A 19501-nucleotide genomic window follows, 5' to 3' on the forward strand; every position below is an offset into this window, starting at 1 on the left:
GCCGGCGGTGTCGTCGCGCCGGTGGCGCGCCGGACCGGCCGGCCGGGCGTGACGCAGGTAGTGCGGGTGGCGCTTCTCACCAGCGCGCGCCGAAGCTGCGGTGCAGCTCGTCGAGCGCGGGCTCGTCGAGTGGCGCCGGCTTCGGGTTCGTCATGAGCCACAGCCGCGCGGTTTCCTCCAGCTCCTCGAGCACCGCCGAGGCCTGCTCGACCGACGGCGCCCACACCACCGGCCCGAGCCGTTCGAGCAGCACGCCGCGCACGCGGTCGGCCAGCGCGGCCACCTCGGCCGCGACTTCCGGATCGCCGGGGCGCCGGTAGCGGATCAGCGGCACGTGGCCGACCTTCATCACGTAGTACGGCGTGATCGGCGGCAGCACGTCCTCGTCGCGCCAGACGCCCGCGAGCGTCAACGCGACGAGATGCGTCGAGTGCGTGTGGACCACGCCGCGCGATTCGGGATTGCGCGCGTAGATGCCGCGATGCAGCGCGAGCGTCTTCGAGGCCTTGTCGCCGGACACGGTGTTGCCGTCGAGATCGACCTTGGCGATGCGCGCCGGGTCGAGCCGGCCGAGGCAGGCGTCGGTCGGCGTGATCAGCCAGCCGTCGTCGAGCCGCGCGCTGATGTTGCCGGCGGTGCCCACCGCGTGGCCGCGCGCGAACAGGCTCGCGCCCACTTCGCAAATGGTTTCGCGCAGTTGGTGTTCGGTTTTCATGCAAGGTTCTCCAGGCGTGCCAGGGCTTTGGCGAAGAAATCGACGGCGCCGAAATTGCCGGACTTCAGCGCCAGCGCGAACTTGCCGTCGAGCGTGGCGGTGGCGGGCACGCCGGGGTCGATCTGCGCGCCGATCTGCAGCGCGCGCACGCCGAGCGCCTGCACTACCGCGCCCGAGGTTTCGCCGCCCGCCACCACGAAGCGGCGCACGCCGCGCGTGAGCAGCCCGCGCGCGATCTCGGCCAGCGTCAGCTCGACCAGCGCGCCCGCGGCCTCGGCGCCGAGCCGCTGCTGCACCGCCTTGACCTCGTCGGGCGTGGCGGTGGCGTAGATCAGCACCGGCTCGTCCGGATGCGCGTCGAAGAACGCGAGCGCGTCGGCCACCACCGGCTCGCCGTGCGCGATCGCGATCGGATCGAGGCGGAACGCCGGGCGGCTCGCGCGCCACTCGGCCACCTGCGCGTTGGTCGCCTTCGACGCGCTGCCGGCCAGCACCACGGCGCCGCCCGCGACGCGCGGCAGCGCCGCCGCGTCGCCGCGCTCGGGCAGCAGGCCCGCATGGCGGAAGTTGGCCGGCAGGCCGAGCGCGATGCCCGAGCCGCCCGTCACGAGTACGTGATCGGCGCAGGCCTCGCCCACCGCGTGCAGGTCCGCGTCGGACAGCGCGTCGGTGATCGCGTAGCGCACGCCGTCGGCGCGCAGCGCGGCGAACGCCTCGCGCACCGCGCCGGCGCCGCGCGCGATCGTGTCGTAGCGCACCAGGCCGACCTTCGACGGCGTCTGCCGCTGCAGCACGCGCACCAGGTTCGCGTCCTTCATCGGCGTGAGCGGATGGTTCTCCATGCCCGATTCGTCGAGCGGCGCGTCGCCGACGAACAGGTGGCCGCGATAGATCGTGCGACCCGTCTCGGGGAACGCGGGGCAGGCGATCGCGAGCGCATCGTCGGCGCCGAGCGCGCGGGCGAGCGCGTCGGCCACCGGGCCGATGTTGCCGGCGTCGGTCGAATCGAAGGTCGAGCAGTACTTGAAATAGAACTGGCGGCAGCCCTGCTCGCGCAGCCACGCGAGCGCGGCGAGCGACTGGGCGACGGCGTCGGCGGCGGGAATCGTGCGCGACTTCAGCGCGACGATGATCGCATCGGCGTCGAGCCGCGCGCCCGGTTCGGGCACGCCGATGGTCTGCACCGTGCGCATGCCGCTCTTCACGAGCATGTTCGCGAGATCGGTCGCGCCGGTGAAATCGTCGGCGATGCAGCCGAGCAGCGGACGGGCGGGGGACGGGGAATCGGTCATGGCGATGAGGATGAGGAGCGCGGTTCAGCGATTCAGCGGGCCGGCGGCAGCGTGATGCCGGGGAAGGTCTTGATCACGGCGGAATCGTCCTCGCCGCCGTGGCCGGCGCTCGATGCGTTCATGAACATCTGGTGCGCGGTGGCCGACAGCGGCAGCGGGAACTTGCTGCGGCGCGCGGTATCGAGCACGAGGCCCAGGTCCTTGACGAAGATGTCGACGGCGGAGAGCGGCGTGTAGTCGCCGTTCAGGATGTGCGGCACGCGGTTCTCGAACATCCAGGAGTTGCCGGCGCTGTGCGTGATCACCTCGTAGAGCGCGTCGGCGTCCACGCCCTCGCGCAGGCCGAGCGCCATCGCCTCGGCGGCCGCCGCGATATGCACGCCGGCCAGCAGCTGGTTGATGATCTTGACCTTCGAGCCCACGCCGTGTTCGGCGCCGAGCCGGTAGACCTTGCCCGAGATCGCCGCGAGCACGTCCTCGCAGGCCGCGTAGGCGGCGGCCGGCCCCGAGGTCATCATCGTCATCTCGCCCGAGGCCGCGCGCGCGGCGCCGCCGGACGCCGGCGCGTCGAGCATCAGCAGGCCGGCCGCCTCGATGCGCGCGCCGAGCTGCACGGCGAATTCCGGCGCGACCGTGGCGCTCGAGATCACCACCGCGCCGGGCCGCATGGCCGGCACCGCGCCGTGTTCGCCGAACAGCACGGTTTCGGTCTGCGCCGCGTTGACCACCAGCGTGACCACCACCTCGCACCGCGCGCCGAGTTCGGCGGGCGTGGCGCAGCGGATGCCGCCCTCGGCCGCGAATGCGTCGAGCACGCTGTCGCGCACGTCGCATGCATGGACGCGGAACCCGGCGCGCAGCAGCGAGCGTGCGACGCCGAGCCCCATCGCGCCGAGCCCGATGACGCCTACTTGTCGTGACATGTGAATCCTCGTATCGAACGGATGCCCGGGTGGCCGGGCGAATGGATCAGCAAAGGCCCGCCTGCGCGAGACGCCGCGCGGCGTTGACCAGGTGGATGCGGGCCGCGTTGCTGGCGGCCAGCGCGTCGCCGGCGCGGATCGCGTCGGCGATCGCCGCGTGCTCCTCGCGCACCTGGCGCGAGAAATCCTCGCGCGTCGCCTCGTTGCGGCGCGTGACGATCACGCCCGCTTCGAGGTACTGGTTCAGGAAGCTCAGCGTCTTCAGGAAATAGGGGTTGCCGGTGACGGCGGCGATCGTGCGGTGGAACGCGATGTCCTCGGCCACGCCGTCGCGGCCCGCGGCCACGGCCGCGTCGATCTTCGCGAGCGCCTCGTCGATGCGGCGCAGGTCGGCGTCGGTGCGGCATTGCGCGGCCTCGGCGGCCACCTCGGCCTCGATCGCGCGGCGCACCGCGAGCAGATGCACGAGCGAGCCCGCTTCCACGGCCTCCGCGTAGTCGATCCGCAGCGGCCGGATCGCGCCGTGCTGCGAGATGAACACGCCGCTGCCCTGGCGCGGCTCGACCACGCCTTCGTTCTTGAGCCGCGAGATCGCCTCGCGAATCACCGTGCGGCTCACGCCGAACTGCTGCGCCAGCACGGATTCGGTCGGCAGCTTGCCGGTGCCGGCGAAGCTGCCGATCTCGATCTGCTTGAGCAGTTGCTGCGCGACGGTGTCGCTCATCGCGCGCGCCGGGATTTTCTCGAACATAATCGATCAGGTTTGTCAGGTTATGTGGTCATCATACAAATTTTGGAAGATGGGCCGGCATCGGGAATTACCCGGGGAAGACGATGCGTCGCGGGTGCGGGCGGGCAGGCGGGGCACGGGCGCGGAGCGCGCGGCGTGCGGGAGGGGGCGGTCCCGGAGCGGAGGGGGGCGGATTATCCGGCCGGCGGAAGGTGTCCGCCGGCGCATCACGGCATCACGGCATCACGACATCACGACATCACGACATCACGGTCGCTTCGCGTCCGGCGTCGCCCGCGTGTCGAGCGTCAATTGCATGAACGTCAGGTCGAGCCACTGGCCGAACTTCATGCCGACCTGCCGCAGCGTGCCGGTGTTCTCGAAGCCGAGCGTCTCGTGCAGCCGGATCGAGCCGGCGTTGTTGGCCTCGATGCCGGCCACCATCACGTGCTTGCCGATCGCGCGCGCGCGATCGATCAGCGCCGTCATCAGCAGCCGGCCGATGCCGTTGCCGCGCTGGTCGCTACGCACGTAGATCGAGTGCTCGACGGTGGCGCGAAAGCCGTCGAACGGGCGCCAGTCGCCGAACGACGCGTAGCCGAGTACCTGCTGCGCAGCATCCACGGCCACCAGCACCGGGTAGCCGGCGCGGCCGCGATCGGCGAGCCAGGCGGTGCGGTTCGCCGTGTCCACGGCCGTCTCGTTCCAGATCGCCAGCGTGTTCATCACGGCGTCGTTGTAGATTGCCGTGATACCTTCGATATCCTGCTGGCGCGCGTCGCGAATTTCCATCCCAGCCTCCCCGGGCCGTCCATTAAATTGAAACGAGTGTACACGATAGTAGACGACATCGATCAACGCATCGGCGCGAGAATCCGGGCCGAGCGCGAGCGCCGTGGCTGGTCGCTGACGGATCTGGCGCGGCAGTCGGGCGTGTCGCGCGCGATGATCCACAAGATCGAGCGCGGCGAGAGCAGCCCGACCGCCACCTCGCTGGCCAAGCTGGCCGGCGCGTTCAACCTGAGCATGTCGGCGCTGCTGGCGCTGGCCGAGCTGGCTGAAGGGCGCCTGCTGCGCGTCGACGATCAACCCGTCTGGGTCGATCCGCAAAGCGGCTACGTGCGCCGCCACGTCTCGCCGAAATCGGTGTCGCCGCTGACGCTGGTCGAGATCGACCTGCCGCCCGGCGCGGAAATCCCGATGCCGGCCTCGGCCTATCTTCACATGCAGCAGCTGATCTGGGTGCTCGACGGCGAGCTGGTGTTCGTGGAGGGCGGCGAGCAGCAGCGGCTGCGCGCCGGCGACTGTCTCGAGGTCGGGCCGCCGGGCGACTGCGTGTTCCGCAACGACGGGCGGGCGAGCTGCAAGTACGCGGTGATCGTGCTGCGCAAGCCCTAGCCGATCCGTCTCGCCGCGCGCGAGCGGCATGCCGGGGCGGGCTGGCGGCGGTTCGTCGCGCTTGTCTCGTCGAGGTCACGCAAGCGTCCCGCCGAGCGGCGCGCCGGCGGTGGCGGCAGCACGCGGGATCCCTGTAAAAAAGCAAGCCGGCGACAGATTTGCCCCGATGCTGACGAACTCCTTGCAATCGAGTTGGGGTAACATGCGCTACCTTTTTAACCAACCAGTCTGCCGATAACAAAGCGGAACGCGCTTGATGTCTCAGCCGGATAAAGAATCGGTCCATGCCAGTTCGACGCTGTCGAACAAGGTCTTCAACGAACTGCGGCGCGATATTCTGCTCGGAATATACAAGCCCGGGCAGAAGCTGCTGCTGAACGAACTGAAGCAGCGCTACGCGGTGGGCGGCTCGCCGATTCGCGAGGCGCTGCTGCAGCTGGTCTGGAAAAAATACGTGGTCACGGAACCGCAGCGCGGCTTCTGGGTGGCGCCGGTCTCGCTCGACGAACTGCGCGAGGTGCTGATCGTGCGGCGCGGGCTGGCCGAATACGCGGTGCGCCGCTCGCTCGAGCAGGGCGACGAGGCCTGGGAGCTCGAGGTGCTGTCCGCGTACCATCGCCTGAGCCGCATGGACCCGCGCAATCCGGCCACCGATCTCCAGGAGTGGGCCGACCGGCACACCGCCTTCCACATCGCGATCATGAACGGCAGCCGCTCGCCGGTGGTCGTCGACCTGATGGAGTCGCTATACGACCGGCTCGAACGCTACCGGCACATCTGGTTCGATCCGAAGCTGCCGGTCGACATGAAATACAGCGATGAAGGCGAGCACGAGGCGATCCTCCAGGCGGTGCTGGCGCACGACGTGGCCCGCACGCTCGAGCTGCTGACGCAGCACTATTCCCATGTGATGGCGGTGGCCGAGAGCCTCACCGCCGAATCGTTCGAGACGAAGACGGCCGGCGCGGGCCGCGGCTGAGCGGCCTCGTGCCGGCGTGCCCCGTCGGCGCGGCCGCATCATGGTTGCCAGCACAACAAGGCGTACTGCTTCCGGCCGCGCTTGAGCAGCGTATAGCGGCCGAACTTCCGGTCACCCGCATCGAGCGTTCGTTCGATGCCTGTCATCTGCTCCACCCGCTCGCCGTTGACGCCGATCGCGCTGCTGTCGATCAGCGTGCGCGCCTCGCTTTTTGACGCCGCCAGCCCCGTCATGCACAAGGCCTCGGGCAGCGCCAGCCGCGCTGCCTCGCAGGCCGCGTGCGGCAGGCCATCCTGGGCGAGCTGCGCGAAATCCTCCGCCGACAGCGACGCGACATCGTTGCTGAACAGGCTCTGCGTGATCCGTTGCGCGGCGGCGAGCGCGGCGTCGCCGTGGATCAGGCGCGTGACGTGCTCGGCCAGCACCCGCTGGCCCTGCGGCTTGCCATCGCCGACGCGGTCCGCGGCCTCGATCGCGTCGATCTCTTCCAGGTCGAGGAACGTGAAGTAGCGCAGGAAGCGGTAGACGTCGGCGTCGGCCACGCCGAGCCAGAACTGATGGAACCGATACGGCGAGCACTTGGCGGCATCGAGCCACACGGCGTTGCCCTCGCTCTTGCCGAACTTGGTGCCGTCGCTGTTGGTGATCAGCGGCACCGTCAGGCCGAACGCCTGTGCCTGGTTCACGCGCCGCACCAGATCGATGCCGGCCGTGATGTTGCCCCACTGGTCGGAGCCACCGACCTGCAGCACGCAGCCGAAGCGCCGGTTCAGTTCCACGAAGTCATGGCTCTGCAGCAGGCTGTAGGCGAACTCGGTAAACGAAATGCCGACCTCGTCGCGATCGATCCGCTGCTGCACCGATTCCTTCTTGATCATCGCGTTGACGGAAAAGTGCTTGCCGATGTCGCGCAGGAAATCGAGCGCGCTCATTCGGGCGAACCAGTCGTGATTGTTGACGAGGCGTGCGGCGCTGGCGCCGTCGAACGACAGGAACGGCGCGAGCTGGCGGCGGATCTTCTCGACCCAGCCGGCCACCACCTCGCTCGTGTTGAGCTTGCGCTCGTTCGTCTTGAAGCTGGGATCGCCGATCATGCCGGTGGCGCCGCCGACCAGCGCGATCGGCCGGTGGCCATGCATCTGGAAGCGGCGCAGCAGCAGCAGCGGTACCAGATGCCCGACGTGCAGGCTGTCGGCGGTCGGATCGAATCCGCAATACAGCGTGATCGACTCGCGCGCGAGCAGCGCGTCGAGCGCCTCGGGCGAGGCCACCTGCGAGATCAGCCCGCGTGCCTGCATGTCCTTGATCAGTGTTCCGTGCCGCATGTGTGTTTCTCCGCTTGAGGATGGCTGGTGAGCGAGGGGTGTGGGGTGCCGCCGCCGGCCGGCGTCAGAACACCGGCAGGCGGCCCTGCATCACGAGGATCTGGATCACGATGATGCCGAGCCCGGCCGCTGCCACGAGCCGGTGCGCGGCGGCGCCGCCGATCACGCGATACGCGGGCTGGCAGGCGCCAAGCCGGCGGCGGTGCGTGCCGTCCATGCGGCGCAGCTTGATGAGCGCGGTGGCCGGGAACAGCACCGCCAGAATAGTCAGGAATATCGCCGCGGCGCCGAGCGCCATGACGAAACCCTTGGGGAACAGCAACACGAACGCGAATGGCGGCAGGTAGGTGATGCAGGCCGTCTGGATGCGCTCGCGCAGCTGGTCGCCGCGCCGCAGGCTGCCGGCCAGCGCGTCGAACAGGCCCAGCGAGACGCACAGGTAGGACGTGAACAGCGCGATCGACGAAAACGCCGAGAGCAGCGTGGGCACGTGCGGGCTGTTCGCGAGCAGGTGGAACTGGTCGAGGAACATGCCGACCGAGCCGTGGCAGCGCGAGATCGCCGAGAAGCTGGTCGCGCCGAAGCGCGGCAGCGTGCCGAGCGTGTTGAACACCCACAGCAGGTAGACGCCGAGCGGCAGCAGGCTGCCGGTCACGAACACGTTGCGCAGCAGGCGCGGCCGCTGCGCGCCGAGATACTTGACCATGCTCGGCACGCTGCTGTGGAAGCCGAACGCGGTGAGGAACACCGGCAGCGCGGCGAGCACGTATTTCGCGGCGTCGTCGCCGGCGCGCAGGTTGGTGCTCGACACATACGGCTGGATCGTGAGGCTCAGCAGCAGGAAGATCAGGATGTTCAGCGCGAACAGCAGGCGGTTGACGCGATCGACGGCGACGGTGCTGATGCAGACGATCGAGCCGATCAGCACGGTGAACGCGGATGACAGCAGGGTCGGCGAGGCCGAGATGCCGAGATAGTGATGCAGGTTGGAGGCGTAGGTGGAGCCGCCACCGGAAATGTAGGCCGACGACAGCGAATAGAGCAGCAACAGCAGGCTGGCGTTGATCACATACATGCCCTTCGCGCCGAACAGCCGCTCGGCGATCGCGTCGAAGCCGAAGCCGACGGGAAAGGACAGGCAGATCTCCAGCAGCATCAGGCCGGTGTAGCACATCAGCGCCCAGATCAAGAGCAGCGCGATGCTCGCGTATTCGAAACCCATTCCTGCCGACATCAGCGGTAAAGCCAGCATGCCGGCGCCGAGCATGGTGCCGGAGAGCAGCAGGGTGGCGCCCAGTGCCTTGAAGCCGATTGGCATGATGAATCCTTGGGCCGCCTCGCGCCGTGGCGCGGGGTGGAGAAAAGTGAGGCGCGGCGGGCCCGCCCGTCGGGCGGCGCGCCGGGCCGGGGAGCCGCCCCCGGCGCAGTGCCCGGGAGCGGTTGGGGGGACTCGGAACGAACTCGGAACGAAACTCAGGCCGGGTTCAAGGCGGCCTCAGGCCGGGACCAGCGGCGAGTTGAAGAGCGCGTTCTCCTTCTCTTCCATGTCGACGATCTGCCGGAGCTTGGCCGTGAACACCTCGCGCAGTGCGTCCCAGTACGCGTCGAAGTCATCGGGCTTGGCCAGGCAATGCGTCATCACGGCCGCGCGCAGGATGTAGACGCTCTCGACCTCGTCCCACTCGGCGCGGCTGAAGCCGCGTTCCAGCACGTAGTGCAGCGGGGCGTGGCCGTATTCCTCGACGCTCAGCGAAGTGGACGACGTGAGGAAGTCGTTCGCGTAGGTGCGGCCCGACGCATACGAGCAGATCTCGTACATGCGCTTGTTCAGGCGGTTGTGGTCTTCCAGGCTGTCGTTGCCGATTTCCTTGAACGTGAAGTCGACCATGTGGAAGTCGGGATGCATGACCGGGCGCACCTCGAACCGGCGCTCGCCGATCACGAACGGGGGCGCGCTGGCGAGGCGCCGCGCGAGCCAGTCGGCGGCGACGATGCCGCGCGCGATCACGCGGCCGTAGCCGGAGATGTTCAGCGGCACCAGCCGGTGGGCCGCCCAGACCGCCGCGGCCGTGGCGCCGGCCTTCGAGCCTTCCATGATCGAGGCGCCGAGCACGACCTGCGCTTCGGTGTCGGCTTCCTCGGCCACTTCCTCGAACACGTAGGCGGCGTGGTACGAGACCAGGTCGACGATGCGCTTGTCCTTCATGCAGATCGCGCCGGCAGAGTAGGGGACGTAGCCGACCTTGTGCGGATCGACGGTGATCGAATCGGCCTCTTCCATCGCCTTGAAGCCGTCGTACACGGCGCGCTTCGGCCAGACCACGCCGTCCGGCACGATGCCGTCGGCGCGGTAGCGGGCGATCAGCGCGTCGTATTCCATGAACCGGTCCTGCTCGTCGAGGAACATCGAACGCACGTAGCCGCCGTAGGCTGCGTCCACGTGGACGTAGAACGACACGCCGTGCTGCGCCTCGCATTCGGCGCGCAGCTTGATCACTTCGTCGACGCGGTCGATCGAGCCTTCCTCGGTGGTGCCCACCACCGACACCACGGCCAGGATCGGGCTGCCCTGCTCGATCAGCTCGAACACGATTTCACGCAACCTCGCCACGTCGGTCCGGTAGTGCTCGTCCACCGGCAGCGGCACGATCAGGTCCTGGCCGATGCCGAGCACGTCCATCGCCTTCATCCACGAGTAGTGCTTCGATTGCGGCACCAGGATCTTGCCGAGCGTGGCCGGCTTCACGCCCGCGCCACGGCACGACAGCGCGCGTACTTCCTCGAACAGGCCGCGCTTCTTCAGTTCGTCGGTCAGGTCGAGGATCGCGGCGGGGCGCATGTTGAGCAGCTCGCGCTCGCTCAGGCCGGCCACCAGGTCGCGCGCCTTCTCGTGCTGCGCAATGGCGAGCGGCATCGTCTTGAGGTTGCGGGCCACCCACACGCCTTCATAGTTCGCCACGGTGCCGCCGGAGGTGATGTGCCCCCAGGCGCGCTTCGGGTCGTAGCCGAACATCCGGCACAGATCGTTGCCGGCCTCGATCTCCAGCCCGGTGGTGGTGGGCGAGGCCTCGTGCGCGCAGTTGTTCGGGTTGTACATCATCGTCATCACGTAGGCGAGGTTGGAAACCATCAGCGTGTCGGCGTTCATGTGCCCGAGGTAGCGCGGCGAGAACCACGGCACCGAGGTGTTCTTCAGCTTCGACGAGAGCTGGCGCAGGATGCCCTCGGTGCGGTACAGGGTCTGGCGGAAGTCCGGCGCATGCTGTTCGACTGGCGTGACCAGCGCCGGATCTTCCGGATGGAAGTCGGCGCGCCAGTGCATGTGCTCGCTCACGGCGTAGTCCACCATTTCCTTGAAAAACACGTTGTTTTCGGACTTCGGACCCAGGAACAGCGCGTCGACGTTGAGGTTGGATTGTTGTTTGTCAGTCATTTTGGACACCTTGCTAATAAAACGGGATCGGACGAATGCGGTTGCGTGGCGGCTTACTTGCGGTGGCGCGTGGGCACCACCACACGGGCGGGCGCCACGTCCGGCCGGATGGCCGGTGCCGCGAGGCGGCTGCGCCGGCTCTTGCGGCCATACGCATAGACGAGGAATGGAATCACCAGCATCACCAGCAGGCCGATCAGCTGGAATTCCACGTACTGGCTGCGCGCGCCCTGGAACGTGCCCGGCGGGACGAAGCCGAGATAACCGGCCAGCAGCGAGACGGCGAGGCCGAGGCCGGCGCAGATCCACATGCCGGGGTTGCCGCCCGGCACCTTGAAGCTGCGCACCACGTCGGGGCGCTTGTAGCGCAGATGGATGGCCGCCGCGAACATGAACAGATAGGCCACCAGATAGACCAGGCCGGTCAGCCCCATCAACATGAAGTAGAAGTTGTCGACGTTCGGCATCACCGTGATCAGCACACCGACCAGCGTGATGGCGAATGCCTGGATCAGCACCAGCGTCACCGGCACGCCGTGGGCGTTGGACTTCTGCAGGAACGCGGGCAGCGCGCCGGAGTTGGCGGTGGCCTGCAGGCCGCGGACCGGGCCGAGCACCCACGAGTTGACCTGCCCGACCAGACCGAGGCCGACGCAGAGCGCCATCACCGGCGCGAGCCACGGCATGCCCCATTGGCGGAAGTAGAGGTCGAAGGCCTGCATCAGGCCGGCCGTCATCGAGATCTGCTGCTTCGGGATCGCCACGAAGATGGCGGCCGAGCCGATCACGGAGAGCAGCACCATGACGATCGACACGAGGATGATGGCGATCGGATAGTTGCGGCGCGCGTCCTTGATGGACGACACGTTCGAGGCCGAGACCTCCATGCCCATCACGACGAACACGAAGCCGATGAAGAGGCCCATCGTGCCGCTGTCGCTGAAGCTGGGGATCAGGTTGCTCCAGCTCCACGAGACGTCGGTCATGATCGGATGGCCGGCCAGCACGTAGGTAATGCCGCAGCCGATCAGCAGCACGCCGGGCAGGAACACGCCGAGGCTCACGCAGACCGTCGAGACCCAGCCGAGCGTCTTCACGCCGCGCATGTTGACGAGCGTGCAGCCCCACCAGATGCCGAGGATCATCGCCAGCATGTAGAACTTGTTGCTGGCGAGCGCCGGGTCGAACACGTAGGCGAAGGTGGCCGCGATCACCATGATGATCGAGGTCATGCCGAACACCATCTGGATCCATTGCATCCAGACGGCCACGAAGCCGATCCGCTCGCCGAACGCCTCGCGCACCCAGATGAAGATGCCGCCGTCCTGAGGCCACGCGGTCGCGAGTTCGGCCGAGACCAGCGCGGTGGGCACGAGGAACAGCAGTGCGGAGGCCAGCGTCAGGAAAAGCGTCGTCATGCCGGGCTGGGCCGTCATCGGCAGCGTGCGGACGCTGACGACCACGGCGGCCGTGATCATGACGAAGGTGAAAACCCCGATCTTGGCGGGGGGTTTGGTATCTGTCGTCATTACCTTACTCCATCGATTTTTTATGTTTGGACGTAAATTTCAAAAATTTCGAAATTCAGGAAAAGGATAGGCCCCTCAACGATCCGGAGCATGATCTTTGTCAAGTTTTTGAAAGGAATGGCGTCCTGCCGGCGGCGCGCGCGGACGTTCCGAAGCCGCCATGGGCGGTGGAATCGGCGCGGGGCGGGGCGATGCGGCGAGGAGGGCGCACCAGGTGCCAGATGCGCGGTCGATTGACGCAGATCTTCCGTTTGGCCAGCGACGGACGGCTCGGCGAGGCCGCTGGCCCTTGGGGCGCACGGTTGTGGCGCGCCTGACGATCGGTCGAGGCTGACCGTGCCGCGGATGAGCGAGTCGTTCCCCGTTCAGGTTATCGAGATGCGGCAATTCGCCTATTTTTCGGATTCGCCGACCGGGCAGGACGGGCGCGCTCAGGGTCGTCATCTCGCGCAAATTAATCCGCAACAACCTCTTAATTTTCAGCAACGGTGATCTTCCCGCCTGGTCGGCCTACTTGCGTCGGCTCGCTTTTCCGCCCCCTCCGCTGGATGACGCTTCGCCGCGCGTCTTTTGCGACATTGATGCAGGTCAGCTTACAAAACGTCGACAGCGTTACGATATTTCGAAATTTTATATTTCAACGTTTTTCTTAAGAAAAATCGATCGATCGCGATTCCGGAAGGGGGTTTCATGAAAAAGTCCATGCTCGCGCTCGGCGCGGCGCTGCTCGCCGCCTCGGCGCAACCGGCCGTGGCGCAGGGCTCGGTGACGCTGTACGGGCTCGTCGACACCGCCGTGCGCTACCAGACCCATGCCGACGCGAACGGCGGCGGCCTCGTGTCGATGCGTGAAGGCGTGGTGACGCCGAGCCGCTGGGGGCTGAAGGGCGCCGAGGAACTGGGCGGCGGCACCCGCGCGATCTTCCGGCTCGAAAGCCAGTTCAACCTGCCCACCGGCCAGCTGTCCACGCCGGGCCTGCTGTTCCAGCGCAGCGCCTTCGTCGGGCTGTCGAACGACCGCTACGGCACGATCACGCTCGGCCGCCAGCAGACCCCGTTCTTCGACATGATGGGCGGCGGGTACGACCCGCTGACCGTCGCCGACTACTGGCAGGACTGCTGGGTGTTCAACGCGGTCGGCCGGCACCTGTTCACGAACAGCTCGGTGAAGTACGACGGCCGCTTCGGCGCGCTGCACGTGGAGGGCATGGTTGGCTTCGGCGGCGTGCCGGGCCGCGCCGGCGAGGGCAGCATGGTGGGCGTGACGGCGGAGTACGGGTTCGGCGCGCTGTCGACGGACGTCGGCTTCGAGCAGAACGACGTGGCCGGCAAGAAGTTTCAGATCGTCAACGTGAGCGCCATCTATACCTTCACGCCGACGCTGCGCGTGATGGCCGGCTGGCTGCATTCGCAGGACAACACCGGCCTGACCGATTCCGACTCGCTGCAGCCGGGCGCCGCCGCGCTGCCGCGCGTGAGCCCGAACCGCATCGACGACAACGTCTACCTCGGCGCGAAGTGGCAGGCCACCGCGCCGCTCGCGTTCACGCTGGTCGGCTACGGCGGCCACGCGCGCAACGCGGCGCGGCGCGACGGCTCGCTCGGCAGCGGCACCAACTATTCGGCCACGCTGCTCGCCGAGTACGCGCTGTCCCGGCGCACCGAAATCTACGGCTCGGTCGACTTCACCCATGGCAGCGGCAGCTATCGCGCCGACTACCCGGGCCGCAGCAACCAGACAGGCCTCGCCATCGGCCTGCGCAACGTGTTCTGAGCGCGCCATGGATACCTCGCCCTGTTCCCGGCGCCGCGCGCTCATCCTTACCCTCACGCTCGTCGCCATGGCCGCGGCGCTGCTGGCCGGCGCGCAGCCGGCGGCGGCGCAGGGCAGCGTCACGCTGTACGGCTCGGTCGACGCGGGCGTGATCTATTCGACCAATCAGCAAAACCCCGCCGGCGGCGGCCACGGCGTGGAGGTCGGCGGCGGCTACCTGATGCCCTCGCGCTGGGGCCTGATGGGCAGCGAGCCGCTGGGCGGCAACCTGAAGGCCGTGTTCGCGCTGGAAAACCAGTTCCTCACCGGCAACGGCGCGATGCTGCAGGCCGGCTCGCTGTTCGACCGCCAGGCCTGGGTGGGCCTCAGCGACAGCCGTTGGGGCACGCTCGGCTTCGGCCGCCAGTACGATTCGTATTCGGACTTCCTCGGCGTCTATGCCTCGAGCAACAGCTGGTCGACGCCGTATGGCTCGCACTTCGGCGACATCGACAACCTGAACGAGGCGTTCAACATGAACAACGCCGTCAAGTTCACGAGCGCGTCGCTGCGCGGCTTCACGTTCGGCGGCACCTTCGCGTTCGGCGGCCGGGCCGGGCAGTTCGCGGCGGCGCGCGGCTATGCGGTTGCGGCCGCGTACACGCACGGCCCGTTCTCGATCGGCGCCGGCTACATGACGCAGAACGCTCCGCGCAACACGGTGCTGGGCGGCGAGAGCGGCTACTTCGGCGACCTGGCCTGCTCGAATGCCGGCGCGATGTTCTGCCGGCTGCAGGACGCGGCGACCATCAAGGCCGCCGGCATCGGCGCCTCGCTCGCGATGGGCAAGGCCAACGTGGCGATGGTCTACACGCACACGAAGCTGGAGGACAGCGCGTATTTCGCGAGCGCCGCGCGGCCCGACGGCCGGTCGGTGGTGTTCGACAGCGCGGAGCTGAACGCCACCTATGCGCTGTCGAGCGACTGGAGCGTGGGCGCGGCCTACATCTTCAATCGCGCGCAGGTATCGGACGGCGGCACCACGCTGATCCACCAGCTGAACCTCGGCACCACCTACGCGCTGTCGAAACGCACCGCGCTGTACGGCGTGGCGATCGGGCAGGTCTCGGGCGGCGCGGGGCTCGGCTATGACGGCGCGACCGGACGCAGCGTCAACTACGCGCAGATCCCGAACCTGCAGAACAGCGGTTCAAGCCGCCAGCTGGCCGTGATGGGCGGGATTCGCGTGGTGTTCTGAGTAACCGTGTCTCGAGTCAAGCGAGATGAAGCGAATCGTCCCAGGGGGTGTTGGATTTGACCATGGCATTGAGCATGGTCAGGAGCTTGCGCATGCAGGCAACCAGCGCGACCTTGGGCAGTTTCCCTGCGGTTTTGAGGCGTTGGTAGAACGCCTTGATGGCCTGGTTGTGGCGGGCTGCAGTGAGCGTCGCCATGTACAGCACGCGGCGAATTTCAAAGCGCCCGCCCTGTACACGTCGTCGTTCTTGACGGGCATGTCGGGCGCGAGGCGGGCGGCCGGTCGGGGCCGTGGGAAAGGCGAGAAGGGAGGGAGCGGGGAGGGAAACATCACGCCGATGGTGGCGCGAGGTCAGGCAGCGCTGGCCGGGCCGCGTGCTGCGGCGAGTGAATCACCGGCCGCCGGCCGCTCGCACGCGGCGCCGTGCGTGAAAGGCGCCCGTGCGAAAGCGGAAGAGCGCGATGCCCGGCTAACCCGCCGCGCTTTCCGCCAGCTCCACCGCGACCTCGGGCGATTGCCGGCCGCGAGACAAAACCGGCGCCGAGCGCGTGGCCCGGCGAATCACCTGCGGCGGCTGCCCGTAGGCACGCAGGAACGCGCGCCGCATCCGGTCCGGATCGCCGAAGCCGACGTCGCGCGCGATGGTCTCAATCGAATGGCGGCCCGATTCGAGCATCAGGCGGGCGGTTTCGGTCCGGATCTGCTCGATCGCCTTGGCCGGCGTGCTGCCGGTCTCCTCATGGAACGCGCGGCTGAACTGGCGCGGGCTCAGGTTCGCGGCGCTTGCGAGCGCCTCGACCGACAGGCCGGTGTGCAGATGCTGGCGCGCGTAGGCGAGCGCCTTCTGGATCCGGTCCGAGCGTGGCAGGAGGTCGAGCAGCGCCGAATGCTGGGTCTGGCCGCCCGCGCGGCGATGGTAGACCACCAGCTTCTTCGCCACCAGCCGCGCCATGTCGGCGCCGGCATCCTGCTCGACGAAGGCCAGCGCGAGATCGATGCAGGCGGTGGCGCCGGCGGAAGTCCAGATGGCGCCGTCGTTGACGAAGATGCTGTCTTCCTCGACGCGCACCGCCGGGTACTCCTTGCGCAGCCGCGCGGCATGGAACCAGTGAGTGGTCACGCGCTTGCCGTGGACCAGTCCGGCCTGGGCGAGGTAGAACGCGCCGGTGCAGGTCGCGCAGATGCGCCGCGACCGCGTGGCGGCCTGCTTCAGGAACGCGACCAGCGCCGGCGCCGGCGCGGCCGCGTCGTTGTCGCCCACGGCGATCACCGTGTCGAGCACGCTGTCGTCGAACGCGGCGGTATTGACCTCGACGCCCGCCGACGAGGCGACCAGCCCGCCCGTCTCCGACAGCAGCTGCACCTCGTAGCGGCGCTCCGCCAGGCTCAGGTTGGCGAACTCGAATACCGAAACGACGCCGAGGTTGACGAACGAGAACCCGGGATAAAGCGCGACACCGACGCGATGCATCATTGACCTCATGTCCTAAAAAGACGGAAGTGCGACATTTGTGGAGTATGAGTGCACGCTTAATATCGCTCCAGTGCCTGGCAATGACGCCGGCCTCTTACGGAGAGAAAGATGAACCACGCAGCGAAGCTGGGAACGGCACTGATCACGGGCGCATCGTCGGGTATCGGGGCGGTGTATGCCGACCGCCTGGCGCGCCGCGGCTACGATCTCGTGCTGGTGGCACGCAACCAGGCCCGCCTGGACCAACTGGCGAAGCGGCTGGCCGACGACACCGGCCGCGCGGTGCGGACCGTGGCGGCCGATCTGCTCGACGCGGCCGACCTGCGCCGCGTGGAAGCGCTGCTGCGCAGCGAGCCGGACATCAGCCTGCTGGTCAACAACGCGGGCGTAGGCAGTGCCGCGCCGCTGCTGCAGGCGGACGTCGACGCGATGGAAGCAATGATCGACCTGAACGTGACCGCGCTGACGCGGCTGACCTATGCGGCGGCGCCCGCGTTCGCGGCGCGCGGCGCGGGCACCATCATCAACATCTCGTCCGGCGTGGCGGTGGCGCCGGAGTTCCTGAACGGCGTGTACGGCGCGACCAAGGCGTTCGTGCTCGCGCTGAGCCAGTCGCTCAAGCACGAGCTGGCCGACAAGGGCGTGCGGATCCAGGCGGTGCTGCCCGGCGTCACGCGCACCGAGTTCTGGGACGTGGCGGGCACGCCGGTCGACAGCCTCCCGGCGGAAATGGTGATGTCGGTGGACGATCTCGTCGATGCGGCGCTGGCCGGGCTCGATCAGGGCGAATTCGCCACCGTGCCGTCACTGCCCACGCTCGACGGCTGGAACGCGTTCGAGGCCGCGCGCGCGGCGCTGGTGTCGCAACTGTCGCTGAGCCAGCCGGGCACGCGTTACGCGCTGCGCTGAGCGCCGGCAATATGAAACGAAACGGGCGGATTCCCGGTGAGGAATCCGCCCGCTTGGTAGTGTGCCTGTGAAGGGTAAGCGCCGAGTCGCACGCGCGGCGCCCGATCAGGCGGCCGCTTTTTCCTTCTTCGTCGGGAACAGTGCGATCAACTCCGCCGCCACGGTGTCGAGGATCTCGCTCGACAGCGCGGCATCAGGCACCGCGCGCGACAGACCCATCGCGCCGATACAGGCGCTGTAGATCAGCAGCGCCTTGGCGCGCTGGTCGCGAGTGCCTTCGGGCAACTGGCCGGCCAGCAGCGCGAGGCTCGCTTCGAGGCGGTCGGTATAGGCCTGGCGCGTGCTGTCGGTGCTGCGCGCCGTGTCGTTGACGAGCGCGGTCAGCGGGCAGCCCGTCGACGGATCGTCGCGATGCGACTCCGACAGGTAGGCCTCGATGCTCTTCTTCAACGTCGGCTGCGTCGTCAGCACGGAATCGTTCATCTGCTCGCACGCCGCGGCCATCGCTTCGGCGACGAGGTCGTCGCGCGTCGCGAAATGCTTGTAGAAGCCGCCGACCGTCATGCCGGCTTCCTTCATCACGTCGGCCACGCTGATGCCGTCCAGCCCGAGTTCGCGAAAGCGGCGCGCGGCGATGTCCACGATCCGTTGATGCGACTCGGCTTTCTCCGCCTGCGAATATCCCATGATGTCTCTCCCGAGAAACGGATTATCTGGAGTGCAATGATAATCCAGATTCGCGATTCGTGCTTCAGGGTTCGCGCTTCGGCGAGCCGGCCCCGCACCGGGCGCCCCGCAGGGCGGCGCGAGGCCGGGCCGCGCCTTCAGCGCGCCGCGGCGCTGCGGCCCTGCTGGTCCAGTTCGGCGAACTGCGCGTCGGTCAGTTGCACGCCGGCGCCGGCCACGTTCTCGACCAGATGCTCGACGCTTCCGGTGCCCGGGATCGGCAGCATCACCTTCGAACGCTTGAGCAGCCAGGCCAGCGCGATCGCGCCGGTCGCCACGCCGTGTTCGCGCGCGATCGTGTCCACCACCGCGCCCGGCCGCGCGAGTTCGCCGGCCGCGAGCGGATGCCACGGGATGAAGCCGATCTCGTGCCGCTCGCAGAAGTCGAGCACGGCCTCGCTCTTGCGGTCCACCAGGTTGTACTGGTTCTGCACGGTCGCGACCTTGAAGTGCCGTTGCGCGGCCTCGATGTCGTCGATGCCGACCTCGCTCAGGCCGACGTGCCGGATCAGGCCTTCCTTCTGCATCGCGGCGATCGCGTCGAACTGCTCGTCGCGCGGCACCTTCGGATCGACGCGGTGCAGCTGCCACAGATCGAAACGCTCGATGCCGAGCCGCCGCAGGCTCGTCAGCACGCACTGGCGCAGATATTCCGGCCGGCCGAGCGGCACCCAGATGTCGGGGCCGTGCCGCGTCAGGCCGCCCTTGGTCGCGATCAGCATGCCCGGGTACGGGTAGAGCGCTTCCTTGATCAGGTATTCGCTGTCGTAGGGGCCGTAGGAATCGGCGGTGTCGATGAAGTTGATGTCGAAGTCGGGAAGGCGCTTGAGCGTGGAGATCGCGGCGTCGTGATCGTCGGGCGGCCCCCAGATGCCGCGCCCGGTGATGCGCATGGCACCGAAGCCGAGCCGGTTGACGACGGCGTCGCCGCCGATGGCGAACGATCCCGCGGCGGAAGCGGAAGCAAAGCGTGACATCGTGTTTCCTCTCGAATCAAAGCTGCATGGGCGGAGCCGACCGCGCGCGGCCGGCGGGTTTCAGCCGGTGTTCAGGCAATC

17 protein-coding genes and 1 pseudogene are annotated in these 19501 nt (G+C 68.0%); 5 read left to right on the forward strand and 13 right to left on the reverse strand.

The genetic code is table 11. The features are described 5' to 3' along the window. Positions 1 to 76: 76 nt before the first annotated feature. The 5 genes from otnC to BpN12_RS02795 all read right to left on the reverse strand — a co-directional run bounded on the left by otnC (position 77) and on the right by BpN12_RS02795 (position 4452). Positions 77 to 715: a 3-oxo-tetronate 4-phosphate decarboxylase gene (otnC, locus tag BpN12_RS02775; RefSeq protein ID WP_246793762.1), complete on the reverse strand. Its 639-nt coding sequence runs from the start codon at positions 713 to 715 to the stop codon at positions 77 to 79. Further along, positions 712 to 2007 carry a 3-oxo-tetronate kinase gene (gene otnK, locus BpN12_RS02780; RefSeq protein WP_246793764.1) on the reverse strand — a complete coding sequence of 432 codons (1296 nt, stop codon included), beginning with the start codon at positions 2005 to 2007 and terminating at the stop codon, positions 712 to 714. The genes otnC and otnK overlap by 4 nt, the downstream gene beginning before the upstream one ends. 32 nt (positions 2008 to 2039) lie before the next feature. Then, a complete protein-coding gene (ltnD, locus tag BpN12_RS02785; RefSeq protein WP_246793765.1) occupies positions 2040 to 2930 on the reverse strand; it encodes an L-threonate dehydrogenase in 891 nt (296 codons plus the stop codon). Positions 2931 to 2976: 46 nt separating this feature from the next. Next, positions 2977 to 3681 carry a FadR/GntR family transcriptional regulator gene (locus BpN12_RS02790; RefSeq protein WP_246793766.1) on the reverse strand — a complete coding sequence of 235 codons (705 nt, stop codon included), beginning with the start codon at positions 3679 to 3681 and terminating at the stop codon, positions 2977 to 2979. A gap of 246 nt (positions 3682 to 3927) precedes the next feature. Continuing rightward, complete coding sequence (locus tag BpN12_RS02795; protein WP_246793767.1) at positions 3928 to 4452, reverse strand: GNAT family N-acetyltransferase; 525 nt, start codon at positions 4450 to 4452, stop codon at positions 3928 to 3930. A 36-nt stretch (positions 4453 to 4488) separates the two neighbouring features. Here BpN12_RS02795 and BpN12_RS02800 point away from each other — a divergent pair, with 36 nt between their 5' ends. Together BpN12_RS02800 and BpN12_RS02805 are read left to right on the forward strand one after the other, a co-directional pair. Continuing rightward, positions 4489 to 5058 (forward strand): helix-turn-helix domain-containing protein, encoded by a 570-nt coding sequence (locus tag BpN12_RS02800; RefSeq protein WP_246793768.1) that lies wholly within the window; start codon positions 4489 to 4491, stop codon positions 5056 to 5058. Positions 5059 to 5314: 256 nt separating this feature from the next. Then, positions 5315 to 6037, forward strand: coding sequence for an FCD domain-containing protein (locus tag BpN12_RS02805; protein ID WP_246793769.1), 723 nt, complete (start codon positions 5315 to 5317; stop codon positions 6035 to 6037). A gap of 38 nt (positions 6038 to 6075) precedes the next feature. Here the strand turns inward: BpN12_RS02805 and tyrS are convergent, their stop codons facing one another. The 4 genes from tyrS to BpN12_RS02825 form a co-directional block, all read right to left on the reverse strand. After that, a complete protein-coding gene (gene tyrS / locus BpN12_RS02810; protein WP_246793770.1) occupies positions 6076 to 7362 on the reverse strand; it encodes a tyrosine--tRNA ligase in 1287 nt (428 codons plus the stop codon). Positions 7363 to 7426: 64 nt separating this feature from the next. Next, on the reverse strand, positions 7427 to 8680 hold the full coding sequence (locus BpN12_RS02815) for an amino acid permease (protein WP_246793771.1): 1254 nt from the start codon (positions 8678 to 8680) through the stop codon (positions 7427 to 7429). A 177-nt stretch (positions 8681 to 8857) separates the two neighbouring features. Then, positions 8858 to 10795 (reverse strand): pyridoxal phosphate-dependent decarboxylase family protein, encoded by a 1938-nt coding sequence (locus tag BpN12_RS02820; protein WP_246793772.1) that lies wholly within the window; start codon positions 10793 to 10795, stop codon positions 8858 to 8860. 53 nt (positions 10796 to 10848) lie between these two features. Beyond that, positions 10849 to 12324 (reverse strand): APC family permease, encoded by a 1476-nt coding sequence (locus BpN12_RS02825; protein ID WP_246793773.1) that lies wholly within the window; start codon positions 12322 to 12324, stop codon positions 10849 to 10851. Positions 12325 to 13014: 690 nt separating this feature from the next. Between BpN12_RS02825 and BpN12_RS02830 the strand changes: the two genes are divergently transcribed. Both BpN12_RS02830 and BpN12_RS02835 read left to right on the forward strand, forming a co-directional pair. Continuing rightward, a complete protein-coding gene (locus tag BpN12_RS02830; RefSeq protein ID WP_246793774.1) occupies positions 13015 to 14097 on the forward strand; it encodes a porin in 1083 nt (360 codons plus the stop codon). A gap of 67 nt (positions 14098 to 14164) precedes the next feature. Next, positions 14165 to 15334: a porin gene (locus BpN12_RS02835; RefSeq protein WP_246794607.1), complete on the forward strand. Its 1170-nt coding sequence runs from the start codon at positions 14165 to 14167 to the stop codon at positions 15332 to 15334. A 16-nt stretch (positions 15335 to 15350) separates the two neighbouring features. Here the strand turns inward: BpN12_RS02835 and BpN12_RS02840 are convergent. Both BpN12_RS02840 and BpN12_RS02845 read right to left on the reverse strand, forming a co-directional pair. Next, positions 15351 to 15578 (reverse strand): annotated as a pseudogene (locus BpN12_RS02840) (IS110 family transposase); the annotation flags it as partial. Between the two features lie 225 nt (positions 15579 to 15803). After that, positions 15804 to 16805: a GlxA family transcriptional regulator gene (locus BpN12_RS02845; protein WP_246794608.1), complete on the reverse strand. Its 1002-nt coding sequence runs from the start codon at positions 16803 to 16805 to the stop codon at positions 15804 to 15806. A 111-nt stretch (positions 16806 to 16916) separates the two neighbouring features. Here BpN12_RS02845 and BpN12_RS02850 point away from each other — a divergent pair, with 111 nt between their 5' ends. Further along, a complete protein-coding gene (locus tag BpN12_RS02850; RefSeq protein WP_246793775.1) occupies positions 16917 to 17717 on the forward strand; it encodes an SDR family NAD(P)-dependent oxidoreductase in 801 nt (266 codons plus the stop codon). Between the two features lie 105 nt (positions 17718 to 17822). Here the strand turns inward: BpN12_RS02850 and BpN12_RS02855 are convergent, their stop codons facing one another. Together BpN12_RS02855 and BpN12_RS02860 are read right to left on the reverse strand one after the other, a co-directional pair. Beyond that, positions 17823 to 18404, reverse strand: a complete 582-nt coding sequence (locus BpN12_RS02855; protein WP_246793776.1) for a TetR/AcrR family transcriptional regulator — start codon at positions 18402 to 18404, stop codon at positions 17823 to 17825. Positions 18405 to 18541: 137 nt separating this feature from the next. Beyond that, positions 18542 to 19420 (reverse strand): aldo/keto reductase, encoded by an 879-nt coding sequence (locus BpN12_RS02860; RefSeq protein WP_246793777.1) that lies wholly within the window; start codon positions 19418 to 19420, stop codon positions 18542 to 18544. Between the last annotated feature and the right edge of the window lie 81 nt (positions 19421 to 19501).

Origin of the sequence: Burkholderia perseverans, assembly GCF_022870505.1 — a bacterium.
GTDB lineage: Bacteria > Pseudomonadota > Gammaproteobacteria > Burkholderiales > Burkholderiaceae > Burkholderia > Burkholderia plantarii.